20 protein-coding genes and 1 pseudogene are annotated in these 23919 nt (G+C 43.9%); 10 read left to right on the plus strand and 11 right to left on the minus strand.

What is annotated here, in order from left to right:
* Positions 1 to 40 precede the first annotated feature (40 nt).
* From ACYIB7_RS03900 to ACYIB7_RS03910, 3 genes are all read right to left on the minus strand, one after another.
* Complete coding sequence (locus ACYIB7_RS03900; protein WP_480338167.1) at positions 41 to 1324, minus strand: ATP-binding protein; 1284 nt, start codon at positions 1322 to 1324, stop codon at positions 41 to 43.
* A gap of 15 nt (positions 1325 to 1339) precedes the next feature.
* Positions 1340 to 1810: a hypothetical protein gene (locus ACYIB7_RS03905; RefSeq protein ID WP_480338168.1), complete on the minus strand. Its 471-nt coding sequence runs from the start codon at positions 1808 to 1810 to the stop codon at positions 1340 to 1342.
* A 599-nt stretch (positions 1811 to 2409) separates the two neighbouring features.
* Positions 2410 to 3315, minus strand: a complete 906-nt coding sequence (locus ACYIB7_RS03910) for an AraC family transcriptional regulator (protein WP_480338169.1) — start codon at positions 3313 to 3315, stop codon at positions 2410 to 2412.
* A gap of 170 nt (positions 3316 to 3485) precedes the next feature.
* Here ACYIB7_RS03910 and ACYIB7_RS03915 point away from each other — a divergent pair, with 170 nt between their 5' ends.
* Genes ACYIB7_RS03915 through ACYIB7_RS03935 form a run of 5 tightly spaced genes read left to right on the plus strand, consistent with a single transcriptional unit; the run spans position 3486 to position 12687 of the window.
* Positions 3486 to 4547 carry an efflux RND transporter periplasmic adaptor subunit gene (locus ACYIB7_RS03915; RefSeq protein WP_480338170.1) on the plus strand — a complete coding sequence of 354 codons (1062 nt, stop codon included), beginning with the start codon at positions 3486 to 3488 and terminating at the stop codon, positions 4545 to 4547.
* The gene (locus tag ACYIB7_RS03920; RefSeq protein ID WP_480338171.1) at positions 4547 to 7693 is read left to right on the plus strand and encodes an efflux RND transporter permease subunit; all 3147 of its coding nucleotides are present in this window, start codon (positions 4547 to 4549) and stop codon (positions 7691 to 7693) included. Before ACYIB7_RS03915 ends, ACYIB7_RS03920 begins: the two co-directional genes overlap by 1 nt.
* Positions 7694 to 7705: 12 nt before the next feature.
* Entirely contained in the window at positions 7706 to 9025 is a 1320-nt protein-coding gene (locus ACYIB7_RS03925; protein WP_480338172.1) for a TolC family protein, read from the plus strand.
* Positions 9026 to 9065: 40 nt separating this feature from the next.
* Entirely contained in the window at positions 9066 to 11387 is a 2322-nt protein-coding gene (locus tag ACYIB7_RS03930; protein ID WP_480338173.1) for an ATP-binding response regulator, read from the plus strand.
* Positions 11362 to 12687: a sigma-54-dependent transcriptional regulator gene (locus ACYIB7_RS03935; protein WP_480338174.1), complete on the plus strand. Its 1326-nt coding sequence runs from the start codon at positions 11362 to 11364 to the stop codon at positions 12685 to 12687. Before ACYIB7_RS03930 ends, ACYIB7_RS03935 begins: the two co-directional genes overlap by 26 nt.
* 638 nt (positions 12688 to 13325) lie before the next feature.
* Here the strand turns inward: ACYIB7_RS03935 and ACYIB7_RS03940 are convergent.
* The 7 genes and pseudogenes from ACYIB7_RS03940 to ACYIB7_RS03970 form a co-directional block, all read right to left on the minus strand.
* On the minus strand, positions 13326 to 13607 hold the full coding sequence (locus ACYIB7_RS03940; RefSeq protein ID WP_480338175.1) for a site-specific integrase: 282 nt from the start codon (positions 13605 to 13607) through the stop codon (positions 13326 to 13328).
* A gap of 39 nt (positions 13608 to 13646) precedes the next feature.
* Positions 13647 to 14408, minus strand: coding sequence for a phage integrase SAM-like domain-containing protein (locus tag ACYIB7_RS03945; protein WP_480338176.1), 762 nt, complete (start codon positions 14406 to 14408; stop codon positions 13647 to 13649).
* A gap of 408 nt (positions 14409 to 14816) precedes the next feature.
* Positions 14817 to 15890 (minus strand): AAA family ATPase, encoded by a 1074-nt coding sequence (locus ACYIB7_RS03950; protein WP_480338177.1) that lies wholly within the window; start codon positions 15888 to 15890, stop codon positions 14817 to 14819.
* 2 nt (positions 15891 to 15892) lie between these two features.
* Positions 15893 to 16270 carry a helix-turn-helix domain-containing protein gene (locus tag ACYIB7_RS03955; protein ID WP_480338178.1) on the minus strand — a complete coding sequence of 126 codons (378 nt, stop codon included), beginning with the start codon at positions 16268 to 16270 and terminating at the stop codon, positions 15893 to 15895.
* Between the two features lie 100 nt (positions 16271 to 16370).
* A complete protein-coding gene (locus tag ACYIB7_RS03960; protein WP_480338179.1) occupies positions 16371 to 17192 on the minus strand; it encodes a hypothetical protein in 822 nt (273 codons plus the stop codon).
* Positions 17193 to 17366: 174 nt separating this feature from the next.
* Entirely contained in the window at positions 17367 to 18479 is a 1113-nt protein-coding gene (locus tag ACYIB7_RS03965) for a tyrosine-type recombinase/integrase (protein ID WP_480338180.1), read from the minus strand.
* 103 nt (positions 18480 to 18582) lie between these two features.
* Positions 18583 to 19302, minus strand: a pseudogene (locus ACYIB7_RS03970) (helix-turn-helix domain-containing protein); the annotation flags it as partial.
* Between the two features lie 1163 nt (positions 19303 to 20465).
* Between ACYIB7_RS03970 and ACYIB7_RS03975 the strand changes: the two are divergent.
* From ACYIB7_RS03975 to ACYIB7_RS03995, 5 genes are all read left to right on the plus strand, one after another.
* Positions 20466 to 20759, plus strand: a complete 294-nt coding sequence (locus ACYIB7_RS03975; RefSeq protein ID WP_008771327.1) for a hypothetical protein — start codon at positions 20466 to 20468, stop codon at positions 20757 to 20759.
* A gap of 20 nt (positions 20760 to 20779) precedes the next feature.
* A complete protein-coding gene (locus ACYIB7_RS03980) occupies positions 20780 to 20959 on the plus strand; it encodes a ribonuclease P (RefSeq protein WP_480338447.1) in 180 nt (59 codons plus the stop codon).
* A 17-nt stretch (positions 20960 to 20976) separates the two neighbouring features.
* The gene (locus ACYIB7_RS03985; RefSeq protein ID WP_195628809.1) at positions 20977 to 21309 is read left to right on the plus strand and encodes a molybdenum ABC transporter ATP-binding protein; all 333 of its coding nucleotides are present in this window, start codon (positions 20977 to 20979) and stop codon (positions 21307 to 21309) included.
* Positions 21310 to 21319: 10 nt separating this feature from the next.
* A complete protein-coding gene (locus ACYIB7_RS03990) occupies positions 21320 to 21607 on the plus strand; it encodes an LPD28 domain-containing protein (protein ID WP_480338181.1) in 288 nt (95 codons plus the stop codon).
* 796 nt (positions 21608 to 22403) lie between these two features.
* Entirely contained in the window at positions 22404 to 22784 is a 381-nt protein-coding gene (locus ACYIB7_RS03995; RefSeq protein WP_212124428.1) for a single-stranded DNA-binding protein, read from the plus strand.
* Positions 22785 to 23436: 652 nt separating this feature from the next.
* Here ACYIB7_RS03995 and bamJ read toward each other — a convergent pair.
* Positions 23437 to 23835 carry a BamJ family beta-barrel-assembly machinery protein gene (gene bamJ / locus ACYIB7_RS04000; protein ID WP_480338182.1) on the minus strand — a complete coding sequence of 133 codons (399 nt, stop codon included), beginning with the start codon at positions 23833 to 23835 and terminating at the stop codon, positions 23437 to 23439.
* Positions 23836 to 23919 lie beyond the last annotated feature (84 nt).

A 23919-nucleotide genomic window follows, 5' to 3' on the forward strand; every position in this document is an offset into this window, starting at 1 on the left:
CATAAAGGTAATTAAATTTTCTTTTCCAAAAGATATTCAACTATATGACAGAGATACAATACAACGGCATATTAGTCATCCATTCCTCCTGCCTGTAATCGGACATGGAGGTGCGGTATGCAGTATCGGGATGATTGTCCAGGACAAACTGCCGGAGGCTTTTTGCCTTGAGGTTTTCTTCCGCCTTTACTTCAATCGGGATGATACCGCCGTTGGCCTGCAAAAGAAAGTCTATTTCCTGACGGGCATTCGGTTTGGACCAGTAGAACGGTTCGTGTTTCAATTTAAGCTGTTGCAGGACATATTGCTCCGTCAACGCTCCTTTGAACTCCGTGAAAATACTGTTACCCCTGACTATGGTATCCGAATCCAGCCCGCACATGGCCCCCAGCAAACCGATGTCCACGGCAAAAATCTTAAAAGAGGACTTGTCCTCGTAGCTTTTTAATGGCAAACGGGGTGCAGACACGTTATTGACACGGTGAATCAGACCACCGTCGAAAAGCCATTGAAGGGCGATCTCATATTCCCGTGCCCGGGCGCCTTCCTTGACAACCCCGTACAGGAACTTACGGTTTTCCTTACTGAGCTGGGCCGGCAGAGAATTCCACAACTGTCTTATACGCGGGACGATCTCTTCCGGGGCATGTTTAGAAAAATCCCTGTCATAGCTTTCAAGTATTTCATTCTGAATATCCCTGACTTCAAGCCAGTCACGGGTCTCGCTAAATGCCAGAACCGCTTCCGGCATACCTCCGACATAATAATACTGTTTGAGCAGATCCTTCAATTTGGGACCGAAGAGCCTGATATTTTCCCAATCATGCCTTACGATAAATCCCGCCAATGCCTGTTCCCCGACCGCATCAAGGAATTCCAGGAAACTCATGGGGTGAAGTGTCATGAACTGTACCTTGCCGACAGGGAAAGAGGTCTGCCTGTGCAATTCCAGCCCCAGGAGGGAACCGGCTGCAATAATATGATAATCAGACGCATTTTCATAAAAATACTTCAACGCGGTAACGCCATTCGGAGCCTCTTGAATTTCATCGAGAAAAATCAGTGTCTTTCCGGGTATGCAGTTCTGATGGGCAGCCGCTCCTATGGCGGAAATTATCCTTGTCACGTCAAAGTCCGTTTCAAAGAGGTCACGCAGATATATCTGCTCCTCAAAATTTATATACGCAATATTATCATAATGCTTGCAGGCAAAGTCTTTGACGAGCCAGGTCTTTCCAACCTGCCTTGCGCCTTCTATTATAAGTGGCTTGCGTCTACGGGCATCTTTCCACCTAACCAGTTCGTTTATAGCATATCTGTTCATAACAAAACTATCTGATCACATTAAATGAATGAAATACTCCGCAAATATACACATAAAATGAACGAAAGACAAACAGATTGCGCACATAAAATGAACGAATGAAGAACACGGCAGAATCAGCTTGCTTTCCGACTGCCGGGTGTCCCTTTTTGCCCGAATCGGGAGGCTGTAACGGAATCTGGTTAATACGACTGCTCCAAGTGCTTCCCGCTCCGTTACAACTAATAATGAATGCAACCGATCATGGATGTAACCGGTAATGGTTGCAACCACACAACCATACAACCATGCAACCACACAACCGTTTCCGGTTGCAAATAACCATGCAACCGACAAATAATGTAAGCAAACAACAATGCAAGCAACCATGATTGCAATCATGGTTATAACCAACCACAAATACAACCAACCATAGTTGTAACCGGCTACAGTTGCCTTGACCATGTAAATCACTCGGAAATGACATGGTGTTTCACCGCTTATCATCGTTTTTACCGTCCTGTGCCGGAGCTACCGATCTTTTGAAAAGGATATGTCCTCGTATTTCCGCCGGCAAGAGCCTCCCTGCACATAAAAAATACGAGGGCAAATCGTACGGAGCCCCCTTGACCTGAGCATTTCGGTTTTTCGGCAGAAAAATTCATCGTCAAGCGACGATGGCAAGTTGTGTTCTAAGCCGCCCGAAATAATTCGGGCATCCCGAAACAACTTGCCGCTCGCCTGAAGGCTCGGGACGGGCTCCACTCCGAAGTCGTTGCGCTTGAAAGCGGAAAATAGGAATTATTTATTAACTCTCTATAGCTTAACGGGCTTACAATATTCTTAGAATATATTCCGCTATGAATGATTGAACATCATAGGCTACTTTTGAAAACGATAAAAGTGAATTCGATTCAAGGCTGGATGTTATCTGTTGTCTTACACTATGAACAACGATTATCATCCGTTAAGCTTAACACAAACGATGATTTTGTCCGCAATCATGTGCTTGTCGTAAGGCCGGGAATATCGGACGGACAACGACAATCTGGTAAGATCATGAAACTATGACACACGAACAGCCGCAACAGATGCGGCTGTTTTATTTACGCCTTTTGATATTCAGAGGGCGAACTTCCGACTTTGTCTTTGAAATACTTTCCGAAAAAAGACTGATTGGCGAAGTTCAGCATATCGGCAATCTGCTGTATGGTATATTTGCGGCTTTTGAGCAGTGCTTTCGCTTCGAGAATAACAAAATCAATAATCCAATCGCTCGCAAAACGACCGCTTACTTTATGAATGACTTGCGATAAATATTTGGGGGTAACACACAACGTTTCCGCATAATAGGAAATACTGCGCTCTTTCGTGTAGCTTTTCTGTACTTCATGGATAAATTGTGTGTAAAGTTCCTGTTGTCGGTTGGCATTCTCTTTCGGTTTCTCATCGTCGGAAGTAGATGTAAGCAGGTATTTGTAAGCATTGTAAGTGAGTACCTGCGTATATCCCAATAATGCCCCCTTGCGAAACGGATTGTCCGTTTCCGCGATTTTTGCTTTCATCAAACGGTAGATTGCTATCGACTCTTCCATCGCTTTATCCGTCAAATGGTAAAGGGGCGAAGAGTATAACTTGCGTTGCAAGGACATTGTCGCCTCAATTTGGAGAGCGGTCTGAAAGTATTCGGATGAAAAGGCGATCACGGCAATCCGGGTATCGTCGCTCATACTCCGATATTCGCCGATAGTTCCCTTGGAAACGACCAGAAGATCATTGGCCTGAAGTTCAAAATCCTGCAAATTGATTTGAAATCGCATCCGACCTTCCAGACAAAAAATCGCAATCGTAAAGGAGAGCTTGACCGGATGATTTACGAATTCAAGATTCGTATTTACTTGTTCCGAAATTTCATCGAAATTGTCGATCAAAATGAATTCTTTATTCAAATGAACTGCTGTGTCCTCTGCGGACAATTGGATCAAATCAAAATCCCAATAAGCCTGTTTCATATTTTCATATTTAACTTTTCGAGGAACAAAGTTAGGTATTTTAGTCGATATAATTCCTATTTATTATCCATTAGAACAAAATTGTATTCCATTAGAGGACACGAAGTATCGGATAAATCAGGAACTTTGCAGCGAAATAAAGAACAATCACTAAAAAATGAATCGAAACAATGAAAAGATTGATTACAATGGTTATCGTCGCCGGAACGCTCAGCTCCTGCGGCGGAGCATCGCACGAAAATTCCGGAATACGGAGCGTTGCACTGACCGAACCCGTATTATTGGAATCCACCCATGTAATAAACCATTCGGGTATCGTCCGCGAGGCGCATACGATCAGCCTCGGATTCAAGACTGCCGGACAAATTGAGCGTATCCATGTGCGGGAGGGCAATTATGTCCGTCAAGGGCAATTACTCGCCGAGCTGGACGACGCAGACTACCGGCTGGGCGTCGAGGCTTTGCAGATACAATACGACCAACTCGAAGACGAAGTAGAACGTACCGCACGACTTTTCAATGAAAAAAGTATTTCGACCAACGATTATGAAAAGGCCGTTGCCGGATTGAAACAGTTAGGCGTAGAGTTGCAGGTGAACAAGAACAAGCTCAACTACACGAAACTTTATGCGCCGAAAGACGGATATATACAGTCCGTGAATTTTTCTCCGGCAGAGATGGTCGATGCCGGAACAACTCTGTTTACGCTGTTGGATGTATCGCACATGGAGGTCGTAGCAGATATTCCGGTCGGCGAATACAGACAACGCGACCGCTTTGCTCGCTTTTATTGCAAGGTGGCGGGTATTGAAGAAGAATTTTCAATGAAACTGTCGAACTTCACGCCTAAAGCCGACGGTAATCAACTCTATCAGTTGCGCCTGATTTTTACGGAGCAATCCGATAAGCGACTTACGGCGGGCATGAATGCCGAGATCGGGATCGTTGTTACGGATGCGGTTTCCATTACCGGATTCACCGTACCACTGTGCGCCGTCTTCCACGACAATGATAAGAATAAACCGTGCGTGTGGGTATTCGGGGCAGATTCTACCGTGTCCAAGCGTACTGTCGTGCTGAACGGAACGGATGCCGAAGGTCGTGCCGTCGTCATCGAAGGACTGACGGGCGATGAGCGTATCGTTCGAGCCGGAGTGAATGTTTTACAGGAAGGACAGCGGGTACGTGTTACCAAAAAACCGCGTAAAACCAATATAGGAGAATTACTGTAATGAAGATAACTGAATTTTTCATGCGGCGGCCATTGCTTTTTTGGTCGCTCATGGCGGCGATACTGATTGCTGGCGTGTTGGCATTCGTACAGATGCCTAAATTGGAAGATCCTGCCGTATCTGCTAAACAAGCGATGGTAGTGGTTCCGTGGCCGGGAGCCAGCGCACACGAGATAGAGTTGAAAGTAGCCCAGATGATGGAAGATGAGTTGCGGGCGCTTCCCAATGTGAAAAAGGTAAAGACCGAATGTCAGAACGGTTCTGCCATGTTTACCGTCGAGTTTCAGATGACTGTGCTGGAAAAGGAGTTGGAACAGCATTTCGATTTACTGCGACGTAAGGTCAATGACGCGGCTTCACATCTTCCTCAAGGGTGTTACAGTCCGGTCGTGGTGGATGATATGATGGATGTATATGGTATTTTCTATGCACTGACGGCCGACGGATACGACTATCCCGAAATGTATAAATACGCCAAATACCTCCGTCGTGAACTGCTCGACGTAAAAGGTGTCAAACGCATCAACATCATAGGTAATCGCGACGAAGTGATCAATATCATCCTCTCTAAAGAGCAGATTACCCGCAACGGCATTGTTCCCGCGCAAATCATGTCCGCATTGCAAACAGCCGGAAAAACTGTCGATGCGGGAAAATACCGTAGTGACGATGAGCGGATTGCACTCTACATCGATTCGGCTGTCGAAAACGAGGAGGATATTCGCAATTTGCTGATCCGGACGCTGGATGGGAAACGAATCCGCCTCGGCGATATTGCCCGCGTGGAACGGGCTTATGCCGAACCGCAACAGAATGGCTTTTTTGTCGGAAACCAGCCCGCGCTGGCCATCTGTATAGCGATGGAATCGTCAGCCATCGTTCCCGATGTAGGTAAAGCCGTTGATGCCCGGCTAACCGAAACGATGAAACACGTTCCCGTCGGATTCGAGACCGAGAAAATCTTTTTTCAACCCGACAAGGTGGATGAAGCCATCTCCTCCTTTATGTGGAATCTCGTCGAATCGGTTGTCATCGTTATTTTAGTGTTGATATTCACGATGGGATTGCGTAGCGGACTAATCATCGGATTCGGACTGGTACTGACGGTCGCCGTGTCCTTTCCGATTTTACTTGTCTGCGGCACGACGCTGCAACGTATCTCGCTCGGCGCATTCATCGTGGCGATGGGGATGTTGGTGGATAATGCCGTCGTGATTATGGACGGTATCCTGATCGATAAAAAAAGGGGCTTGGGGCCGAAAACCTATCTCTACCGCATCGGGCGTAATACGGCCATGCCGCTGTTGGGAGCAACGATTATTGCCGCTTCGACGTTCCTCTGCGTTTACTTTTCGCCCGATACGGCCGGAGAATATGCCGGCGACCTTTTTTTAGTATTATGCGTCAGCCTGCTGGCAAGTTGGATATTGGCTTTGATACAGGTTCCTGTCTGTACCAAATCATGGTTGCCGAAGTGGGGAAAATCGACCGGAAACGATTCCGGTGCGGTCATGAACTCGCCCGTACACCGCTTCGTTCGTCGTGCCATCGATTTCTTGATCGGCTACAAAAAAACAACCATCGTTGTGGCGTTCTCCCTGCTGGCTCTTTGTTTTTTCGGAATGACGCGCGTCAAGAACCTCTTTTTCCCCGATTTCGGCTACAAGCAGTTCGTTGTCGAATGTTTCTTTTCTTCGGCAACCAATGCCGATGTAGTGCGTGATCAATTGTTGGAAATGAGCGCCCGACTTTCGGACAATCCCGACATCGAACGTGTAGCGATCAGCCAAGGCAGTGCTCCCGCTCTCTACTGTCTGGTACGTCCGATGACTTCGGGCGGTGATTGTTATGGAGAACTGATCGTGGACTGCAAGGATTACAACACCGTGCTGGAGCAAATCCCCACGGTACGGCAACAACTGCGCGAACAATATCCCGAGGCCTATATCCGCATTCGCAAATACAACTTCTCGACTTCGACCACGCACACCGTCGAGGTGGAGTTTGCTGGCCCCGATCCGGTTGTACTGCGCAATTTGAGCGCACAAGCCGAAGCCATCATGCGTCGTTCGCCTTACGTGGATAACTATTCGGTACAAAACAATTGGAAACCGAAAGGCAAAGCGTTCGTGGCAGAATACGTACAAGAAAATGCCCTGCGTTCGGGAATCGAGCGCGGAGACGTGGCCAATGCCCTGCTGGCCGCCACGAACGGAATGCCGGTCGGTACTCTGAACGATCAAGAACGTATGGTAATGCTGAATCTACAAGTCCGCAATGACAACGGAAGCCGGATTCAAAAACTCGAAGACATTCCCGTATGGAGCATGATGAATGTACACTTGTCGAACGAAGAATTACAAGGGGCATTTGCCGGAGGTAAAGCGATGAGCGAATTACAAGACAAGGTATTCCGTGCCATGCCGCTTGGCAACGTCGTCAATGACCTGCGGTTCGATTGGGACGAAGACCTCGTACTGCGCCTTAACGGACAACGTGTAATCGAAGCGGAGTGCGATCCGAATCCCGATTGCGATGAGTCCACTCCCGCCAAAGTCGTAGCCTCCATTCAGAATGAAATCGAAGCCATCCCATTGCCTGAAGGCTATACGACGCGTTGGGTAGGCGAAAGCGAGGTGCAAGGGGAAGCCATTGGCAACTTGATGAAATTCGTACCGATAACTATCTTCCTGATTCTTGCCATCCTGTTGTTCCTGTTCAATAGTTGGCGTAAAGTCATTCTGATCCTGCTCTGTTTCCCGTTCGTGTTCTGCGGTATTACCCCTTCGCTGCTATTGAGCGGTCAGCCGATGACCTTTATGGCCATCATCGGAATGTTGGGATTGATCGGCATGATGGTTAAGAATGCCATTGTACTTGTGGATGAAATCAACCGACTCCAAACCGAAGAAAAAGCGTCTCCCTACACGGCTATCGTCGAGGCTACAGTATCGCGTGTGCGACCTGTTTTGATGGCCTCGCTGACAACCATCGTCGGCATGATTCCGCTTGTCAGCGATCCGATGTACAGCTCAATGGCCATTACAATCATGGGCGGTCTTACTGTCGGTACGATTATCACGCTCGTCCTGTTGCCCCTTTTCTATGCGACGTTGTTCCGTATTCGTAAACCTACTAAGATATAAAACGAAAATCAAATGAATAAGATAAATATAGTTATTTCATGTTGTGTCGCCTTATTCTCTATTTCCGGCGTTTCGGCACAACAACAGCTTCGGATTTCGCAGGCAGAATGCCGCGAAATGGCATTGGCACATAGCGAAGAATTGCAAAAGTCGGACAATACGCTCCGGCAAGCGGAACTCGACCGGAAAATAGCGCAAACGGCTTTTCTCCCGAAGATCGAAGGTTCGGCGATAGGTGCTTATATGCTTCCCGATATGGACATGATGGGGATGGAACTGCGTATGCGCGGTACTTATGTGGCCGGGGTTAATCTGACACAACCTGTTTATATGGGAGGTAAGATCACGACCGGACATAGGTTGGCCCGTATCGGCGAGGAGGCTGCCGCCGAGCAACTTCGTATGACTCGCATGGATGTGCTTGTCGAGGCCGACAATGTTTATTGGACTTATATTGCCGTCGGACGCAAAGTGCGTATGTTGGAAAGCTATCATGCGCAAATGGATACGCTTTACCGTCAAACGGAAACGGCACTCGCTGCGGGGCTGGCGACAGAAAACGACCTGCTGCGTATCGAAGCCAAACGTAGCGACATCCGCTATCAGTTGCAAAAGGTACAGAATGGAGCCGATTTGTGCCGAATGTCGTTCTGCCGGATTGTGGGTGTCGATTTCGATACGGCGATAGAGGCTACCGATACGACATTCGTCGTATCGGAACCCGGCGCACTTGTGCCGGACGTGGATTCTCGTCCTGAATTACACCTGCTCGAAAAGCAGGTTGCAGCCGGAAAAGAGCAGATTCGCATGGTACGCGCCGATATGTTGCCCACGATCGGGCTATCGGTCAGTTACTCCTATTTCGGCAACCTCAAACTCAACGGCATGGCCGATGCCGGTGGCGGTACGATGAAGCCTTATTCACAGGAGTTTCGGGATGGAATGGGATTGGCTATGCTGGCTGTGAAAATTCCGATTTTCCATTGGGGTGAAAGCCGCAAAAAGGTACGCAAGGCACGATATGAATTGCGTAATGCAGAACTTGACCTGCAAAAAAACACCCGTCTGCTCAATATCGAGGTACAACAGGCAATCCGCAATGTACAAGACGGTTACAGGCTTATACATACGGCAGAAAAAGGGCTGCGGCAAGCAGATGAAAATCTACGTGTGATGCGTAACCGTTATGCGGCATCGATGGCTCCGTTAACCGATTTGCTCGATGCACAATCCGGATGGCAGCAGGCCGAAAGTAATTTGATCGAAGCGCAAACCCAATACAAAATCTACGAAACGGAATATTTGAGAGCTACGGGATTATTGAATTTTTGATTATTATCTTGCTTCAAAGGAAAGTTATATTAGCAAATTTATGATACAACAAAAAATATCATTACACGTAAAAATACTCATTGGTAATCTAACTTTATTGGCAGTCATAGGAGGTATGGCTGCCATTTTATTACATGAACGTAATCGAACGAAAGAAATTGAAACCGATACATCTAAAATTTGCTCTATTCGCCGAAATATAAATACTGTTCGCCGTCAGATTACCTTACTTGCCACGATGGGAGAATCTGCCATCGACTGGAATGATAAAGAGTATCGAATATACCATTCCTGTCGTCTTTCGGTGGATAGTCTTTTGCAATTGTTGAAAGAGGACAGTGGTAATTTCGTACAACCTGAACAGATTGATAGTTTGCAAATGTTACTTGCAATTAAAGAAACGTATTTGCAGCATATCATGCAGAGTACCCGGCAACGGAAGATTGTTGACAGTTTAATTGTTAACCGACTGCCGACGGTCGTTGCAAATACAATTGAGCCCCGCATAGAAGTACGACGCAAAAAGGGTATTGCAGGATTTTTTGGGCAAAAAGACACAATACAAATATATCCACCATCAAAAAAACTTCATAAACTGAACAGGCAAATAACTACCCTAATAGGTAAATCGACTTTTGATTTTAATGATCAAGTGGATAGCCTTCGTTTGCACAACAGACAGTTGAACCGTAAGTTATCGGAACTTATCATTTTTTTGGACAGGCAGGCACAATTTTTTTTCGATGTTCAAGAAAAACAAATTGCCGATATGAGGTACTCCTCCTTTCGATTGTTGGCTTACGTATTGGGAGTAGCCATTTTGCTACTTGTCTTTTCTCATATCATCATTCAACGGGATATTAGACAAAAGGAAGCAGGGCATCGAAGATTGAAAGAGATTATTAACCAGAACCATGAATTACTCGATATGCGTAAGAAAATCATCCTAACGATTTCCCATGACATTCGCGCCCCGTTGAGCATTATCAACGGTAGTGCGGAGCTGGCAATGGATATACGCGACCGTAAAAAGCGTAACGGGCATCTGAATAATATCAGTATGTTATGTAAACATATTCTGCATCTGCTGAACAATCTGTTGGATCTGTATCGGCTCAACGAGGCTAAAGAAATACGCAATGATATACCTTTCCGGCTTTCCGGTCTGCTGGAACGTATCGCAACGGGGTTTGCCCACGCCGCTAACGATAAAGGACTTCTCTTTCATTGTGATTTCAAAGGTACGGACGTTACGGTTTGTGGTGATGCCGACCGTATTGAGCAGATTGCAACGAATCTGCTTGCAAATGCGGTTAAGTTTACAGAAGTGGGAAACATCCGTTTCATAGCTCACTATACGGATGGAACACTCCTGCTGACCGTCGAAGATACGGGTATCGGCATGAGCGAGGAAACGGCGGCACGCATATTCGATCCTTTCGAGCGCTCATCTCCCGATACGAACATTGAAGGATTCGGCTTGGGATTGTCGATAACGAAAGGGCTGGTCGCTCTGTTAGGAGGAGAAATTATCGTTGTCAGTGAAGTCGGTAAAGGCAGTTCGTTCCGTGTGTCGCTATCCCTGCCGCTGACAGATGAAAGAGTGGAGAGCGAGGTACAAATGCAGAACCTGTCTGCACGCCTTCCGCAACGTGTTCTCGTTATTGATGACGATCCGTTACAACTCGAAATTGTCAAGGAAATGCTCGAACGCAACGGAGTTTCCTGCACGACCTGCGAGAATACCCGTGCATTGGTCGGGGAAATGCGCAAAACGGACTATGACCTGCTTCTATCAGATATACAGATGGCGGGAACAAACGGATTCGACTTGTTGGAACTGCTTCGCAATTCTAATATTGGCAACTCGCGTACGATTCCGGTCATTGCCATGACCGCACGGGGCGATAAAGAAAGAGTTGTTTTCATCTCTGCCGGATTTACGGCCTGTATCTACAAGCCGTTTTCAATGCACGAATTACTCGACCTTATTGTCTCGGTTGCTAACAATATAAAAAAGGAATCCGCTGGTGTGAATTTTACCGCACTCACGGCAGACGTAAGAGATAAAAAGAAACTGCTTCGGGCATTCATCGAACAATCCCACAAAGATATAGGGCAACTCCGCAAGGCTGGCAACGACCGTGAACGGTTGCGGGGAATCGTACACCGTATGTTGCCGATGTGGGAATTATTGCAAACGGACAAGTTGCTACATTCCTACCGGAACGTGCTGCATGACGGCAAGGCAGATGACGGAACGGTGGGAGAATACACGCAACGGGTTATAAACCATACCGTCCTGCTGATTGCGGAAGCGGAAAATGAAATGAACCATGAAACAGAAAATATTGATAGTTGAAGACAACATGAGTCTGTCCCAAATGCAAAAGGATTGGTTCGCTCAGGCCGGTTATGATGCAATGACAGCCATGAATGAGCCTATAGCCCGTACATTGATACGCAAAACTCAATTCGATCTGGTACTTTCGGATGTACGCCTGCCGGAAGGGGACGGCATCTCTTTGCTAGAATGGCTGCGCAAAGAGAAAAAACACATACCGTTTATTATCACGACCGAATATGTATCCGTTCCGGATGTGGTACATGCCATCAAATTGGGAGCTATAGATTACTTACCCAAGCCGGTACACAGAGAACATCTGCTGGAACTGGCAGAAGAAATATTCCGACCGTTAGCCACAATACGAAAAAAAGAAAAGCCATTGTTTCATCGTATAAGTCCCAAAATATTACAAGTAGAAAAATATGCAAAATTAGTTGCACCATCGGATATGTCCGTAATGATACTCGGTGCCAATGGAACCGGAAAGGAATCTGTGGCACAGACTATCCATAGTAATAGTGAACGCTGGAATACACCGTTTGTAGCGGTAAACTGTGGGGCATTACCACGAGAATTGGCTGCCTCTTTATTTTTCGGTTACGAAAAAGGAGCATTTACTGGAGCAGACACTGCAAAAAACGGTTATTTTGACATGGCGAAAGGTGGAACATTGTTCTTGGACGAGGTAGGCACTATGTCATATGATATTCAATCTCTGCTACTTCGGGTGTTACAAGAAAATGTTTATACTCCGATAGGAAGCGGAAAAGAACGAATCGCGGACGTGCGAATAATAGCAGCCACAAACGAGGATTTACAACAGGCCATCAGAGAGGGACGGTTTAGAGAGGATTTGTACCACCGCCTCAACGAGTTTGAAATCAGACAACCTTCGCTGGCGGAATGCACGGAAGACATCCTCCCTCTGGCGGAGTTCTTTCGTGAACGTTTCTCAAAAGAACTGAAGCGGGAAACACGAGGATTTACAGATGATGCTATCCGACAGATGCTTTTCTATTCATGGCCAGGTAACATACGTGAATTACAGAATCGAATCAAACGATCCGTGCTTGTTGCGGAAACTCCGATATTGGATGTAAAAGGTTTGGATATTGAGATTAACCAGCATGAAGATACCTCAATTCTCAGACCAATAGTTTTGCCACTAAAAGATGAAACATTGGAAAAAGAGAGTATCATTAGCGCCCTCAAAGTTTGTAACGGACATAGGGAACAAGCTGCTAAAATGTTAAACATCAATCCAGCAACATTGTACAGGAAAATAAAAAAATATAAATTAAACTTTGGAAACTGATTTCAACCGATTTGTACAAGGATTTTTTTGTTAAAAAGCAATATGCCAATTCCACCCAGATATTCTAAAATAATACCTTGGAAAGAGTATTAATATAATGTGCTTGTGTACCAAGTCTTATTATGCTATTATGGGAGCCATCTGATTTATAAAGAATTCAAGAGTATATATAGAGGTAGCCTTTTACAAAAAGGTTTCGAAACGCAGCACTGAATATTATGACACCTGATTTAATGTTTTGTCCACATCTTGTTAGAGGTAAAAAGATTTCGTTTTTGAAAGAAATGACCATTGAAAAAATGATATTCAAAAACGTATTATTACTTTTGCTAAGCAACGTAAGCATATATTCACCAAATGGACGAAGTTTGATTTGAACAAAGAATTACAAGCAAAGATTTCATAGGAGGTTTATTCTTAATCTTTAACGTGGATGGTCTAACTATTATCATACATATAACTTTCCACAAGTATGACGGATACGAGGATTAGGAGTAGCTCAAAGGTTGGATAAGAACTTAAACAGAATCAGATTTCTTTGCTTTATATTCTATAATATGGAATATAACTATTATCTTTGTATCCATAAGTGTTCTTTAAAATGCAAAAGTGGACAAAGAAGAGAACTTTGCTCGTTTCTAAATCGTTACCTGTTTAAGGATAAAGCTTTTTAATTTGCTTATTTCCAAAGAATAAGAAAAACTGTAATGCCTTGAAAGGTGATAGGTCACTGTTTTTTCGATTCCGGCTTTTTCTGCCCACGCTTTCAGATGGGCATTGATATGGGTGTCGTTTGGCAGGCGTTCGAAGACAAGGCTGTCTGTGTCCGGTTTCTCTCCTTTCTCGGGTTTCGGCAACCATCGCCGGGCTTGTATTCCCAATGGGATATGTACGGGTTTCTCGCTTTTGTTCATCATCACCGACAACATCCATTTATCATCCGAGACGGCAATATCGCCCTATTTCAGTTTTCGTACATCACCCAACCGCAGACCGCAGTTGCAGGCGAAAAGATAGGCACATTTGACAAGCTCGTTTTTGCAAGGTGTCACAATCAGAGCTTTTACCTCGTCGATAGTCAGGTAATCCCTCTTCCCTCTGCTCGCCTTTACACGCTCGTGACGCGACAGCCGGTTCATCGGATTGGACGGGATGATTCCCTCTCGGACGGCGACATTGAGAGCCGTTACCAATGTGCATTGGCGGTTGAATACGGTTTTCGAGGCAAGCGGCCTGCCGTCTGCTGTCTTGTATTCGCTTGTCAGGTATTCGATGAACAACGTACAGAACTCTTTGTCAATCTCTTTAACCTTGACATCTCCGCGTCTCATGCCTGAAATGATGTTGCTGAGTAGCTCTATTGCGTATAAGTCTTTTACGCCGCGATTTTGCTGTATCTCTTTGAAACGGACAATCCACTCGGAGAGAGTTATGTCATTTGGTGATGTACATTCCTGCACAAGCCGCTTGCTTGTGGACGGTCCTTTCTTCAACTCGCGCAGCCGTCTTTTGAGTGCAGCTTCCGCTTTCCGCATGGCGGCGGCATTCTGACGAACTGCCTCGTCATCGGTTTCCGGCACGATGTAGAGTTTCAGATACTCGTAACTGCGGCGACCGCCAGAGTAACAGTCCAAATAGATGGACTGATACCCGTTCTTCATTGTCTTGAATCTGATCTTGACAGGTGACTTTTGCGTATCTTTGTTTCTCTTGTCTTTCATACGAATGCTGCTGAATCTGATTGCACTGCAAATATAGGCTGTTTTCTCGAATCAAGAAACAAAAACGAGTAACAAAAATACGTCGAAAATGAGATTTTCCAAGAATTAAAGGGAATTACACTGTTTGATATAAATCATTGAAAATAAGAAATATATTTGCAGTTGCTTAACTCTTTCTTTCATTTTAATTCATACATCGGAAATTAGGCTCCCCATACAAGATAATGTCTGTACAACGGGCAAGCCTGTGGCTTTAAAAAACAACCTATTCCAAAGGAATTATCCACAATAAATTTGCAAAATAAAATGGCAGCGACCAGTTCCGTAGATTATCATGAAACCAGTCGTTGCACTTAGACTTTGACTTATATACGAATGGACACTTTTAGAATAAAGTCAAGTGGAGCGTCAATAGTGGTAATCCGGCATGAACCGATAAATGCCACGGCTTTCCTGAACCACCATCCGTTTGTTCGTGAGAAACTTTATTAGCTCCACAATCTTGTTGTGATTCAATTTCGTTCCTGCCAGTTCGTAGGCAGTAGTCAGTTCTTCTTCCAAAACCTTATATCCAGAAATAGTTTCTTTTCCGTCAAAAGCCAGTTCGAGAGCCTTGCGATGGATGGATTCGTGAATGTTCTTATAAGGGGAGAATGGTTCCTGCTTGGGACGACCTGCGCTCTTCTTTGTCGGCACATAGTCCGGCAGAAGTTCGGGAAGTGATTGGTCATTGATGCAAAAAGCGAATGGCAGGAAGTCTTTGGAACGTGTATGCACATTTTCCACTTTGCTGATGTTGCTGTTGTCTTTGTCTTTCTCGATTTGAATGACCGTTTCCGCTTTGTTGTTGATTTCCGTGCCAATGTGCCCTCGTGCATTTTCATCACTTTTGTTCTGATGAAGAATGGTGTGAAGATGAATCTGGTATTCGTCAGTCCATTGCATAAGTTTGGATATTACGCAGGTGGCTTCACTTGGTGAATTGATGTCATAAACCAAGTCGCGGATTCCGTCAATCACGACAAAGCCGAGCCCCTCAATCTGACTGATGGCATCGTCTATAATGGCCAAACGCTCCTTCGGATTGAACTTGCGTAAAGCGAGAAAATAGAAACGGTCACAATCCTGATTGGCAGGCAACTCTGCCAGTTTCATGATGTGATGCATCACAATCATACAGTGGTTTTGACTCTGTTCTGTGTCAATGTAAAGGATGCGGTTCTTTCCATCGGGAAAATCTGTTGTGTAGTTAAGGACTTCCTTTCCGGACAAAGCTGCTGCCACCATTGCCGATACATTAAAAGTCTTTTTACTTTTTGCCTTGCCAATGGATGCACTGAAATTTCCCAATGTCCCGATAGCCACTCCGCCTATTTTCAGAACTTCCGGCTCCTGTTCGTACACCTTTTCCAAACTGAGCATGGTGTCTTGCCATTTTGTGGCGACCTGAGCGAGATCTTGATTGGGTGCTATCGTTTCCATACTCACCAGTTTTTAGGATTGGCTTTGTGCCGTGTAGCTGCAAGCATTCGGGCGTGTTCTTCCTCTATGCTTATAGGCGTGTCTCCTTTTCGTCCGCTTTCCAACCATTTGTCCAATTCATCACGATAGACAAATAGGTGCTTGCCTTGTTTAATGATTGGAATACCTCCATGTTTGGCTTTGTAATAAAAGGATGATTTTGAGATACCCAGATACTCGCAGACTTCATCGACGGTCATAGGCACATGAGTGTCCTTTTTTACCTCGTTATGCTGCTGATGAAGTTTTTCTGTCAGCAGGTTTTCCATACTTGAGATTCTCTCGCATAGTTCGCCTACCACTTTCGGTAGGTCATTGAAGGTTAATTTGTTTCTTTGCATGATATAACATTGTTTTGTTTAACATGCTGCAAACCAACACAATGATGTAACGCTGACAAACCTCAGAAAGCAATAATATTTCTATCTGCGTTGAATAATCCTAATTGGTTGAATCTAAGTCCGATTCAGGGTCATTCTTCATACATTTGAAGTGATAATTTCCGGTTTTAGGAATATCAAGGGCTATTTTGCAAATTCCTCTTGTCCGAAGATTTTTAGCCAGATATTTAATCGAAGCATCTTTTAGTTCATGTGGGAATATCGTATGTATGAATGTTGCTCTGTCTATAAGAGAAATGCTCAATCTCTCCCCGATATTCCATACGAAATGCATTAGGTCGATAGAACGGAGGGAATTATCTACTTTTGAACGGATTGGCTTGTATAAATCAGACTGTCCGTGCGCAAAATACTCTATGTTTTCATGCATAATTTCAAGATCTTCTTTTGAGAGAAATTCCGTCATTACAAATGTGGTATATTCATGAATGACACGCTTAATGTCCGCCTGCCTTTCGGCTTTTTTACGTTCAATTTCAGCCATACGTACTTCATAATTATCCATATAATCTTGTGTTACAACACTTTCTGCAACTAAATTTACCGGATTTATGTCCTTGTCGTTTGGACACTCCGGTTCAATCTCCTTAATTTGTTCAGTTAGTTCAACAGGAAGAGGTTTTACTTGCTTGCCAAAAGACAAACTCAATTCATTCTTTGTAATGAATCGGAAGAAGAAATGCTTAAGTACTCCACAGGCGAGTATCATTGCCGTAATATATAGAATAACTGGAGTGGAATATTCCATCAGGTTGATATGGCAACTAAGATATAAATAGGAGTCTGTTGCCCAGTAAAGGATGACACTTACTGAAAGTATGAAACTGGTTCTTTGAGGAGAGATTTTAATACTATTCGTCATAAACTGATACTGTTTGAGTTTTACAATAAGACAAATTTATATGCAGATTTCCAAATAGTTGCAGTTTGCGATGGATAATCGTTCAGAATTTAAGAAAAAATATGCTCAGAGTATGATTTTATGCAAAATATCATACTCTGAGCGATAAAAACGAGATTATTTGTACCTTAATTCTTACTTGCGGATTAAAGAGATTCTGTTGCTGGCTTCACGCTTGTTGCTGTCCACAACTTTCATGTACCGTTGTGTCGTGGTAATACTTTTATGTGCCATGTTACTTTGAATGGTACGTATGTCTGTGCCGGCTGCTCCTTGAAGTGTTGCGTATGTTCTTCGGTAGGAGTGGAAAGTGATATTCTTGGTAATACCGGCTTCGCGAATCCACTCTTTCATGGGTTGCTGTGTCCAACTTCGTTTCAATCCTTTAAATACTAATCCGGTTTTTTCCGGAGAATAGCCGATTAATTGCAGGGCTTCGTCACTGATAGGAATGATGTCCTCCGTCTTGGTCTTTTGGGTAATTGTATGGACACATTTTCCTCCGGCTGCAAAGTCAACGATTTCATGCCATTGTAACGATAGTATATCGCTGATTCTGAGACTGGTCAAACATGAGAACAATGCTGCTGTCTTCAGAATTGGCTTTTTGCAAGGTGTTTCTGCCAATTTGTATAGTTCTTCCACACTTAGATACTCTTTTGGAGTATCTTCTGTTTCGATTTTATCCAAAAAGTCATTGATATTGGTCTTGATTAGCCGATTGCGATAAAGGATTTTCAAAAGTCCCCTGAATGTTGACCAATAGCCGGAAGCAGAGTTCTTTGAAATGCGACCGTCACGCCTGAGTTGCTTGGCATTTAGCAGATACTCACGAAACTTATTACAAAGGTCAATATCAATTTCTTCAAAAGTACATTTGCCATGAACGAAGTTGTAGAAATGGTGGTACACAAATTCCCACTTTTGGTCATGCTTGCGAAGCTGATTGCGGTAGTATTCCAGAAAATCCGCTTTGAGTTTGTGCCTGTCAAAGAAATCATACCTGTCATTAACGATAGATTCAAAGCGTCGGCATCGGATGGCTTCCGCCTTTTCCGACATAGTTGCATTGAAGTTGCGTTCACGTTCATTCTTAGGATTGGCATAAATATAAATGTTCAATCCTTCGTGACGGATGGTTTTCATTGTTTCCTGGTCACGATACCCCGGATAATAATCCAGATAGAAAGAAAGCATCCCATGTTTCAAAGGGCGTGTTCTCAATGTTACTGTTTTACATTCTAACATAGTTACAATTATTATTAGTTTATACTTGATTTGCTGCAAATGTCCGTAATGGCTTGACACAGACAATGCTCATTTTTAGAATCATTTTCTGGTCTGCCTAAACCGAAGAATTATCTTCGGCAGTCTGCTTGGATAGATCAAAATGTAGCTTTGAGTAGAATATCTGACCGTGTTCTTTTTTGGACGGGATGTTGTTACGATAGACATGGGAGCGGATGGCAACTCGACTCATCCCATACTTTTGTTCAATCTCATCAGGAGTGTACCACTCGGTCAGTGCATCGTCTGTCTTGTATTTGGCAAACGCAGTATCAATATGCTTTTTGCTGTAATAGTTGAACTGGCGAATACGGATTTTGGGGATATTGTTCTCTCTTGTATATGCCCAAATCCATTTTTGCGATACTTTGTACTTTTCGGAAATTTGCTCGGCAGTGTAGTACTCAGTTATATCAAGGTCATCTTTAATTCTTCTTCGTTCATAGGGGCGCGTTTTAAGCATCAGCTCAATATCGGCTCTGCGAATGATTGACATCCTTGCACTGATTCTTGAAGCTCTCAACTTATCCTCTTTTACGAGCTTGTAAATGTATTGGCGAGAAACACCCATCAACTGTGCGGCTTGTGCAAAAGTAAAGTAGTCTTGATGGTCAAGTTTACTTTTTACTTCTATCAAATCCTGTAACTCACGAAGTTCGAGTCTTCGTTCTCTCATTCGGTGTTTGTAGCCTTGACTGGCACATTGGTGGCTACAATAATTAGTGGTTGTTTTCTTCGCAATGAATGGCTTGCCACACCATTGACAAATTCTTTTTACTTCCATGTTGTTTTCTCCATATTTTTAATGAAACCATATAGTTTTAATTTCGCTTTTTGTCTACCTATGTAAACCATTGTCAACACATGTTGTTGACTACCTCAGTGTGACATCGGGGACAAACCCCAATTTGTTTCGCGGTAGAAATACGGTAGAAAAATATGGTGAACAACACTATCCAATCGCTATGAACTGGATTTGGGGTAAATAAAAAAGCCACTGAATTTCAGCGACTTCATTATAGTTGGTTCTAATTCGTTGCGGTTAATTGCGATATATCATTTCCCGATGCAGAATGTTTATTTGCCCACGCAAACTATATTTCTGCCATATAAAATGCTGTATATCAATATATAAATTTTTGAAGAATATTTTTGGGGGACAAACGGGGGACAAAATTTCGCATACCAAAAGAAAGAAAAACAATAAAACCATTTCCCAAAAACCGTGTTGAATTGCAAGAGATACGGTTTGTCCCTCGCAATTATTTTTGCTTTGTCTCTCCTTGTCCCTCGGATGTAGAGTTAGATTCTGTATTATTTCATAAACACTAAAAGCCGTAATCTTGCATACCAAAAGAAAAAAGCTATAAAAACATTCCTGAAAAACCATGCTGAAATGCAAGGGACATAATTTGTCCCTCGTTGTATTGTTGTTTGTCCCTCGCCTGTTCCTCGGACGAAAGTTAGGTTTGATGCGGTTTCCAATAACGTGAGTAAAGTAATAATGGAATAGGTTTAGTTTGGTTTTTGTATATCTAATCAAGTTCTAAACTAAACTGCTTGATTTTCTCAATTTCTAAACTCTTGATTGCTTTTTCTTTTCGTCAGCAAATCCTTCTTTTTATTCGCTATTGTTTGAAATGCGTTTTGCCGTTTATAGTGTTCCTGTTGCACACTTACTATCCTTTCTCGTCTTCACATCGTCTTTCGGGTTGGCAGATAAGAATTGTGTCGCAAAGGTATATATCCCGTCTTTCTTCCCTGCAAGGTCAAGCCTATCGGTTCAAGCCAAAATCTCCACACTCGGTTTTCAACTGAGGTTGTATTTTGTCTGTGAAGCCTTGCAGGAAGAGCCGGGACACCTTACAAAGCGACATAATTTTAATCAAACCCGAAAGTAGTTGATGCTAACAGAGGGAAAAGTAAAAAATCAAATCAAAAGCGATTATGGCAAATTATGCGACTAACATCTTCTACGCAAGTACGGAGAACGAGAAAGACCTTGATAAGGTGGAGAACTTTTTGGAAGACACATTTTGCGACTGTTACCTTGACAGGTCGGAAGACAGTATCGAGGGCGAGTTTTCGTCAAAATGGGACTATCCCGAAAAAGAAATAAACAAGATGATTTCTCTTTTGGAGGACAAAGACAAAATCTACATTCGAGTGCTGACACACGAACTATGTAACGAATATGTGAACTTCCAAGTGTTCTCTAATGGAGAATGGTCATACCGATAACCCTTAAAAACTCACTGACTATGTATTACGAAAACGAACAAGATACGGACATTATCGGGTGCTTATGCACGTTACTGACTCCTTACAAGGGGCATACAGAGGGTGAAGTCGTGGGAGACTACGGCAACGAGATAGTGGTAAGGCTCACCAATGGCAAGGAGGTGGTGGAATACCGGGATGAAGTGCTAATCTATGACTAATGGAGGATTGCTTTATGATGACACCGATAGCGACAAGGTTTGTGGATTGGGATATTCCCGAACTTTCAACCCTGCAAGACAGCAAGGTCTATCAATTAAGAGTGCAACTCAATGAGGGTACGCCAATGAGCCGACAACAGAAGAATTGGCTTACGGACAACGTGAACAGCAACACCTATTTCAAAAGGGCTGTTCCGCTAATGGGCTACCGTTTTGACTTCTCGGACATACTGAAACGCTACTTTGTCAAGCAATACGGACATATAGCCGAATATTATGCTGTGGACAAGACCGCTTTACGGACATTCCTTTGCGGTCGGATTGATGAAATAATTGAGATAACAGATTAAAAGAAAGATTATGCTGTACGATTACAGAAAAGAAAGCAAATCGCCTATGCTTCTGACTTTGGAGAATGGCAAGACCATTGAGGGCGAATTTATTGATTTGCGGATTGCCACCGAGACCTTGCCCAAGGGTAAACTGTGGTATCATATCCGACATACGGACAATGATTGGAGTGAACCAGCCTCTCTGAAAAATGGCTGTGTAGTGGTCAATTTCTGTGGTACATTCATTTGTGACCCTATCATTGATTTCCCTTGTGGCGAGGAACTGGAGATAAAAGAATGGTCATACCTGAACTGACCGACATCTGGCAGAACGGCAATGTGGGGCAATGCACCACATTGCTGTGTCCATGCCATTTGGAAATACATATCCAATGGCATCAACTTTTATAATTGGAGCTTGCAAGGCAAGCCGTTCTTCCTCTTATATATTCATCTTTGACAGTCAAGTCTCCTTTTGTATATATGGCATTTCATATTTCGCAATGGCGACCGGGCTGCTTTGTTCAACGAGTACCGGACTTCTTGCCTTTGTTTTCTTTGCCTTGATTTCTCCGGTTCTGTCGGTAAGGTAGAACGCGGCTATTCTGATGCAGGTTTCCGCGATCATCGTGTGCCATTCTGTTCTTCGGCTATCCCTTCCATAGCAAAATACCTTTGGCTTGCAGCGTCATAACGGATTCTGTATTACGGCATCCACATTGAGAGGACATACTGGATTCCTCGCTTCATCACTCTGCTTCTTTTGGATTTACAGCCGAAGCGTACCTGAAACTTCGTGTCTGCGGACGGATACTGTCCTTTGTCTGCGAACCTCGCTCACTTGTTTATTCACCAATCCATATCGTTACAGCTTTTGGTCGTGTTATTCCTCATTTTTCCGTTGCAAAGTTAGTATGCAGCCGGGTACGGCTGAAGGCCTTGGTCAATGGTGTAACTTCACAAATCTTCCTTTATCGGGCCGGAGGTTTTGACGGCTTACGCTGACAAAAATAAAGAGTATTTGATTGCTAACCTTGTCGCAACCCTGTAACTGCACTCACTTATATTGGCAGCGTAAAAATAATTTAATTAACAACTTAAAGCATTGTAACATGAAACAGATTGAGAACAATTTCGCAGTATCAGGATTCGTAGGTAAGGACGCAGAAATCCGTCAGTTCGCAAACGCAAGCGTGGCACGCTTCTCATTGGCAGTAAGCCGTCAGGAGAAGAGTGGCGAGGAAACAAAACGTGTGTCCGCTTTCATCAACGTGGAAGCCTGGCGCAACAACGCCAACACCGATTCGCTTGCCCAAATCACCAAGGGTACCCTGCTCACAGTGGAGGGCTACTTCAAACCCGAAGAATGGATTGACAAGGACGGCGTGAAACACAACCGCATCGTCATGGTCGCTAACAAGTTCTACCAGACACCCGACAAGGAAGAAACTCCTGCGGAGTCGGAAAAGAAAACGAAAAAAGGCAAGAAATAACTCCTGCCTCGTTCCGACAAACAAAGCGGCTTCGGTCGCTTTTGTTTTTGCTCGTATGTTTACCTGTTATACATCTATGGGTTGCCCATTATAAGTTTTCACCCATCCCGTAAACGGCTTCTTCTATTTTTCTTCGAGAGACTTGCTCGGCTGCGCAATGTTGCACGTTGCTCCTCTTTCGCAAGACACTCTGCCGAAATCGCCCGATACAAAAAGATTTGCCAACCGCTCCAAGACTTCGTTTTCTCCCGGTAGGCAAAACATTTTGTTATTTATCGGGCTTGCAGAAGAAACTCGTTTACTGCCCGCCCTTTGCTTGGGTTGATATTTTCGACAAGAGGGAGAATTAAATACTGATTTTTAAGTCCCTCGCTATGCCAGACATGAACGACTGTCATAGGCTGCATTCTGTTGGTTGAATCTTACCTGTCCCGCTGGTAGTCGCTTTTGCTCCAGCCTCCGAATATCACTTTCACGATTTTGATGAACACCCACAATCCCAATACTGTAATGATTACGTCTCCCATATCACTGATTTATTTCTGATTACTACTCGTAAAGATACGAAAAAATCGCGACATAAACGAGCGTATAATGTTAAATATCAATAGGATGAAACGTTTTTTCGAGAAGATATACGGTTATTCTTGACCTATGCAATTCCGAAAAGTTCTATCTCGAAGATGAGTGTTGATCCACCGGGTATGCCGGGTTGCGAGAACTTGCCATATCCCATTTCGGCAGGGATGTAAATCTCCCATTTGTCCCCGATACACATCTGTTGCATTGCGATAATCCAGCCCTCTATCAGTTCGTTCAAACGGAATGCTATTGGTATTCCACCACGACTGCTGTCGAACTTCTTTCCGTTTATAGTCCACCCCGTGTAGTGTGTGGTGACGATACTGCGGGACGTAGGATGTCTGCCGTTGTTCTTTCCCTCGCTGATGACCTTGTAATAGATTCCTTTCGGGAGAGGCTTCACTCCATCTTCTTTGGATTTCGCTTCCAGCCAATCCTTGTTGACTATCGCGTATTCTCGCTTATTCATAAATTTCATCGTATTGTTCTTTAATTGTTGGATAATCAATTATGTTGATATATGGAATTTTCTAACAATTGTACGTAGATTGAA

The organism is Parabacteroides sp. KHUB-03, assembly GCF_056640975.1.

Excerpts from the sequence above, each read along its gene's own strand:
- ACYIB7_RS03900 (WP_480338167.1), bottom strand. The coding sequence starts at position 1,324 with ATGAACAGATATGCTATAAACGAACTGGTTAGGTGGAAAGATGCCCGT.
- ACYIB7_RS03905 (WP_480338168.1), bottom strand. The coding sequence starts at position 1,810 with ATGATAAGCGGTGAAACACCATGTCATTTCCGAGTGATTTACATGGTC.
- ACYIB7_RS03910 (WP_480338169.1), bottom strand. The coding sequence starts at position 3,315 with ATGAAACAGGCTTATTGGGATTTTGATTTGATCCAATTGTCCGCAGAG.
- ACYIB7_RS03915 (WP_480338170.1), top strand. The coding sequence starts at position 3,486 with ATGAAAAGATTGATTACAATGGTTATCGTCGCCGGAACGCTCAGCTCC.
- ACYIB7_RS03920 (WP_480338171.1), top strand. The coding sequence starts at position 4,547 with ATGAAGATAACTGAATTTTTCATGCGGCGGCCATTGCTTTTTTGGTCG.
- ACYIB7_RS03925 (WP_480338172.1), top strand. The coding sequence starts at position 7,706 with ATGAATAAGATAAATATAGTTATTTCATGTTGTGTCGCCTTATTCTCT.
- ACYIB7_RS03930 (WP_480338173.1), top strand. The coding sequence starts at position 9,066 with ATGATACAACAAAAAATATCATTACACGTAAAAATACTCATTGGTAAT.
- ACYIB7_RS03935 (WP_480338174.1), top strand. The coding sequence starts at position 11,362 with ATGAAACAGAAAATATTGATAGTTGAAGACAACATGAGTCTGTCCCAA.
- ACYIB7_RS03945 (WP_480338176.1), bottom strand. The coding sequence starts at position 14,408 with ATGAAAGACAAGAGAAACAAAGATACGCAAAAGTCACCTGTCAAGATC.
- ACYIB7_RS03950 (WP_480338177.1), bottom strand. The coding sequence starts at position 15,890 with ATGGAAACGATAGCACCCAATCAAGATCTCGCTCAGGTCGCCACAAAA.
- ACYIB7_RS03955 (WP_480338178.1), bottom strand. The coding sequence starts at position 16,270 with ATGCAAAGAAACAAATTAACCTTCAATGACCTACCGAAAGTGGTAGGC.
- ACYIB7_RS03960 (WP_480338179.1), bottom strand. The coding sequence starts at position 17,192 with ATGACGAATAGTATTAAAATCTCTCCTCAAAGAACCAGTTTCATACTT.
- ACYIB7_RS03965 (WP_480338180.1), bottom strand. The coding sequence starts at position 18,479 with ATGTTAGAATGTAAAACAGTAACATTGAGAACACGCCCTTTGAAACAT.
- ACYIB7_RS03975 (WP_008771327.1), top strand. The coding sequence starts at position 20,466 with ATGGCAAATTATGCGACTAACATCTTCTACGCAAGTACGGAGAACGAG.
- ACYIB7_RS03980 (WP_480338447.1), top strand. The coding sequence starts at position 20,780 with ATGTATTACGAAAACGAACAAGATACGGACATTATCGGGTGCTTATGC.
- ACYIB7_RS03985 (WP_195628809.1), top strand. The coding sequence starts at position 20,977 with ATGACACCGATAGCGACAAGGTTTGTGGATTGGGATATTCCCGAACTT.
- ACYIB7_RS03990 (WP_480338181.1), top strand. The coding sequence starts at position 21,320 with ATGCTGTACGATTACAGAAAAGAAAGCAAATCGCCTATGCTTCTGACT.
- ACYIB7_RS03995 (WP_212124428.1), top strand. The coding sequence starts at position 22,404 with ATGAAACAGATTGAGAACAATTTCGCAGTATCAGGATTCGTAGGTAAG.
- bamJ (WP_480338182.1), bottom strand. The coding sequence starts at position 23,835 with ATGAATAAGCGAGAATACGCGATAGTCAACAAGGATTGGCTGGAAGCG.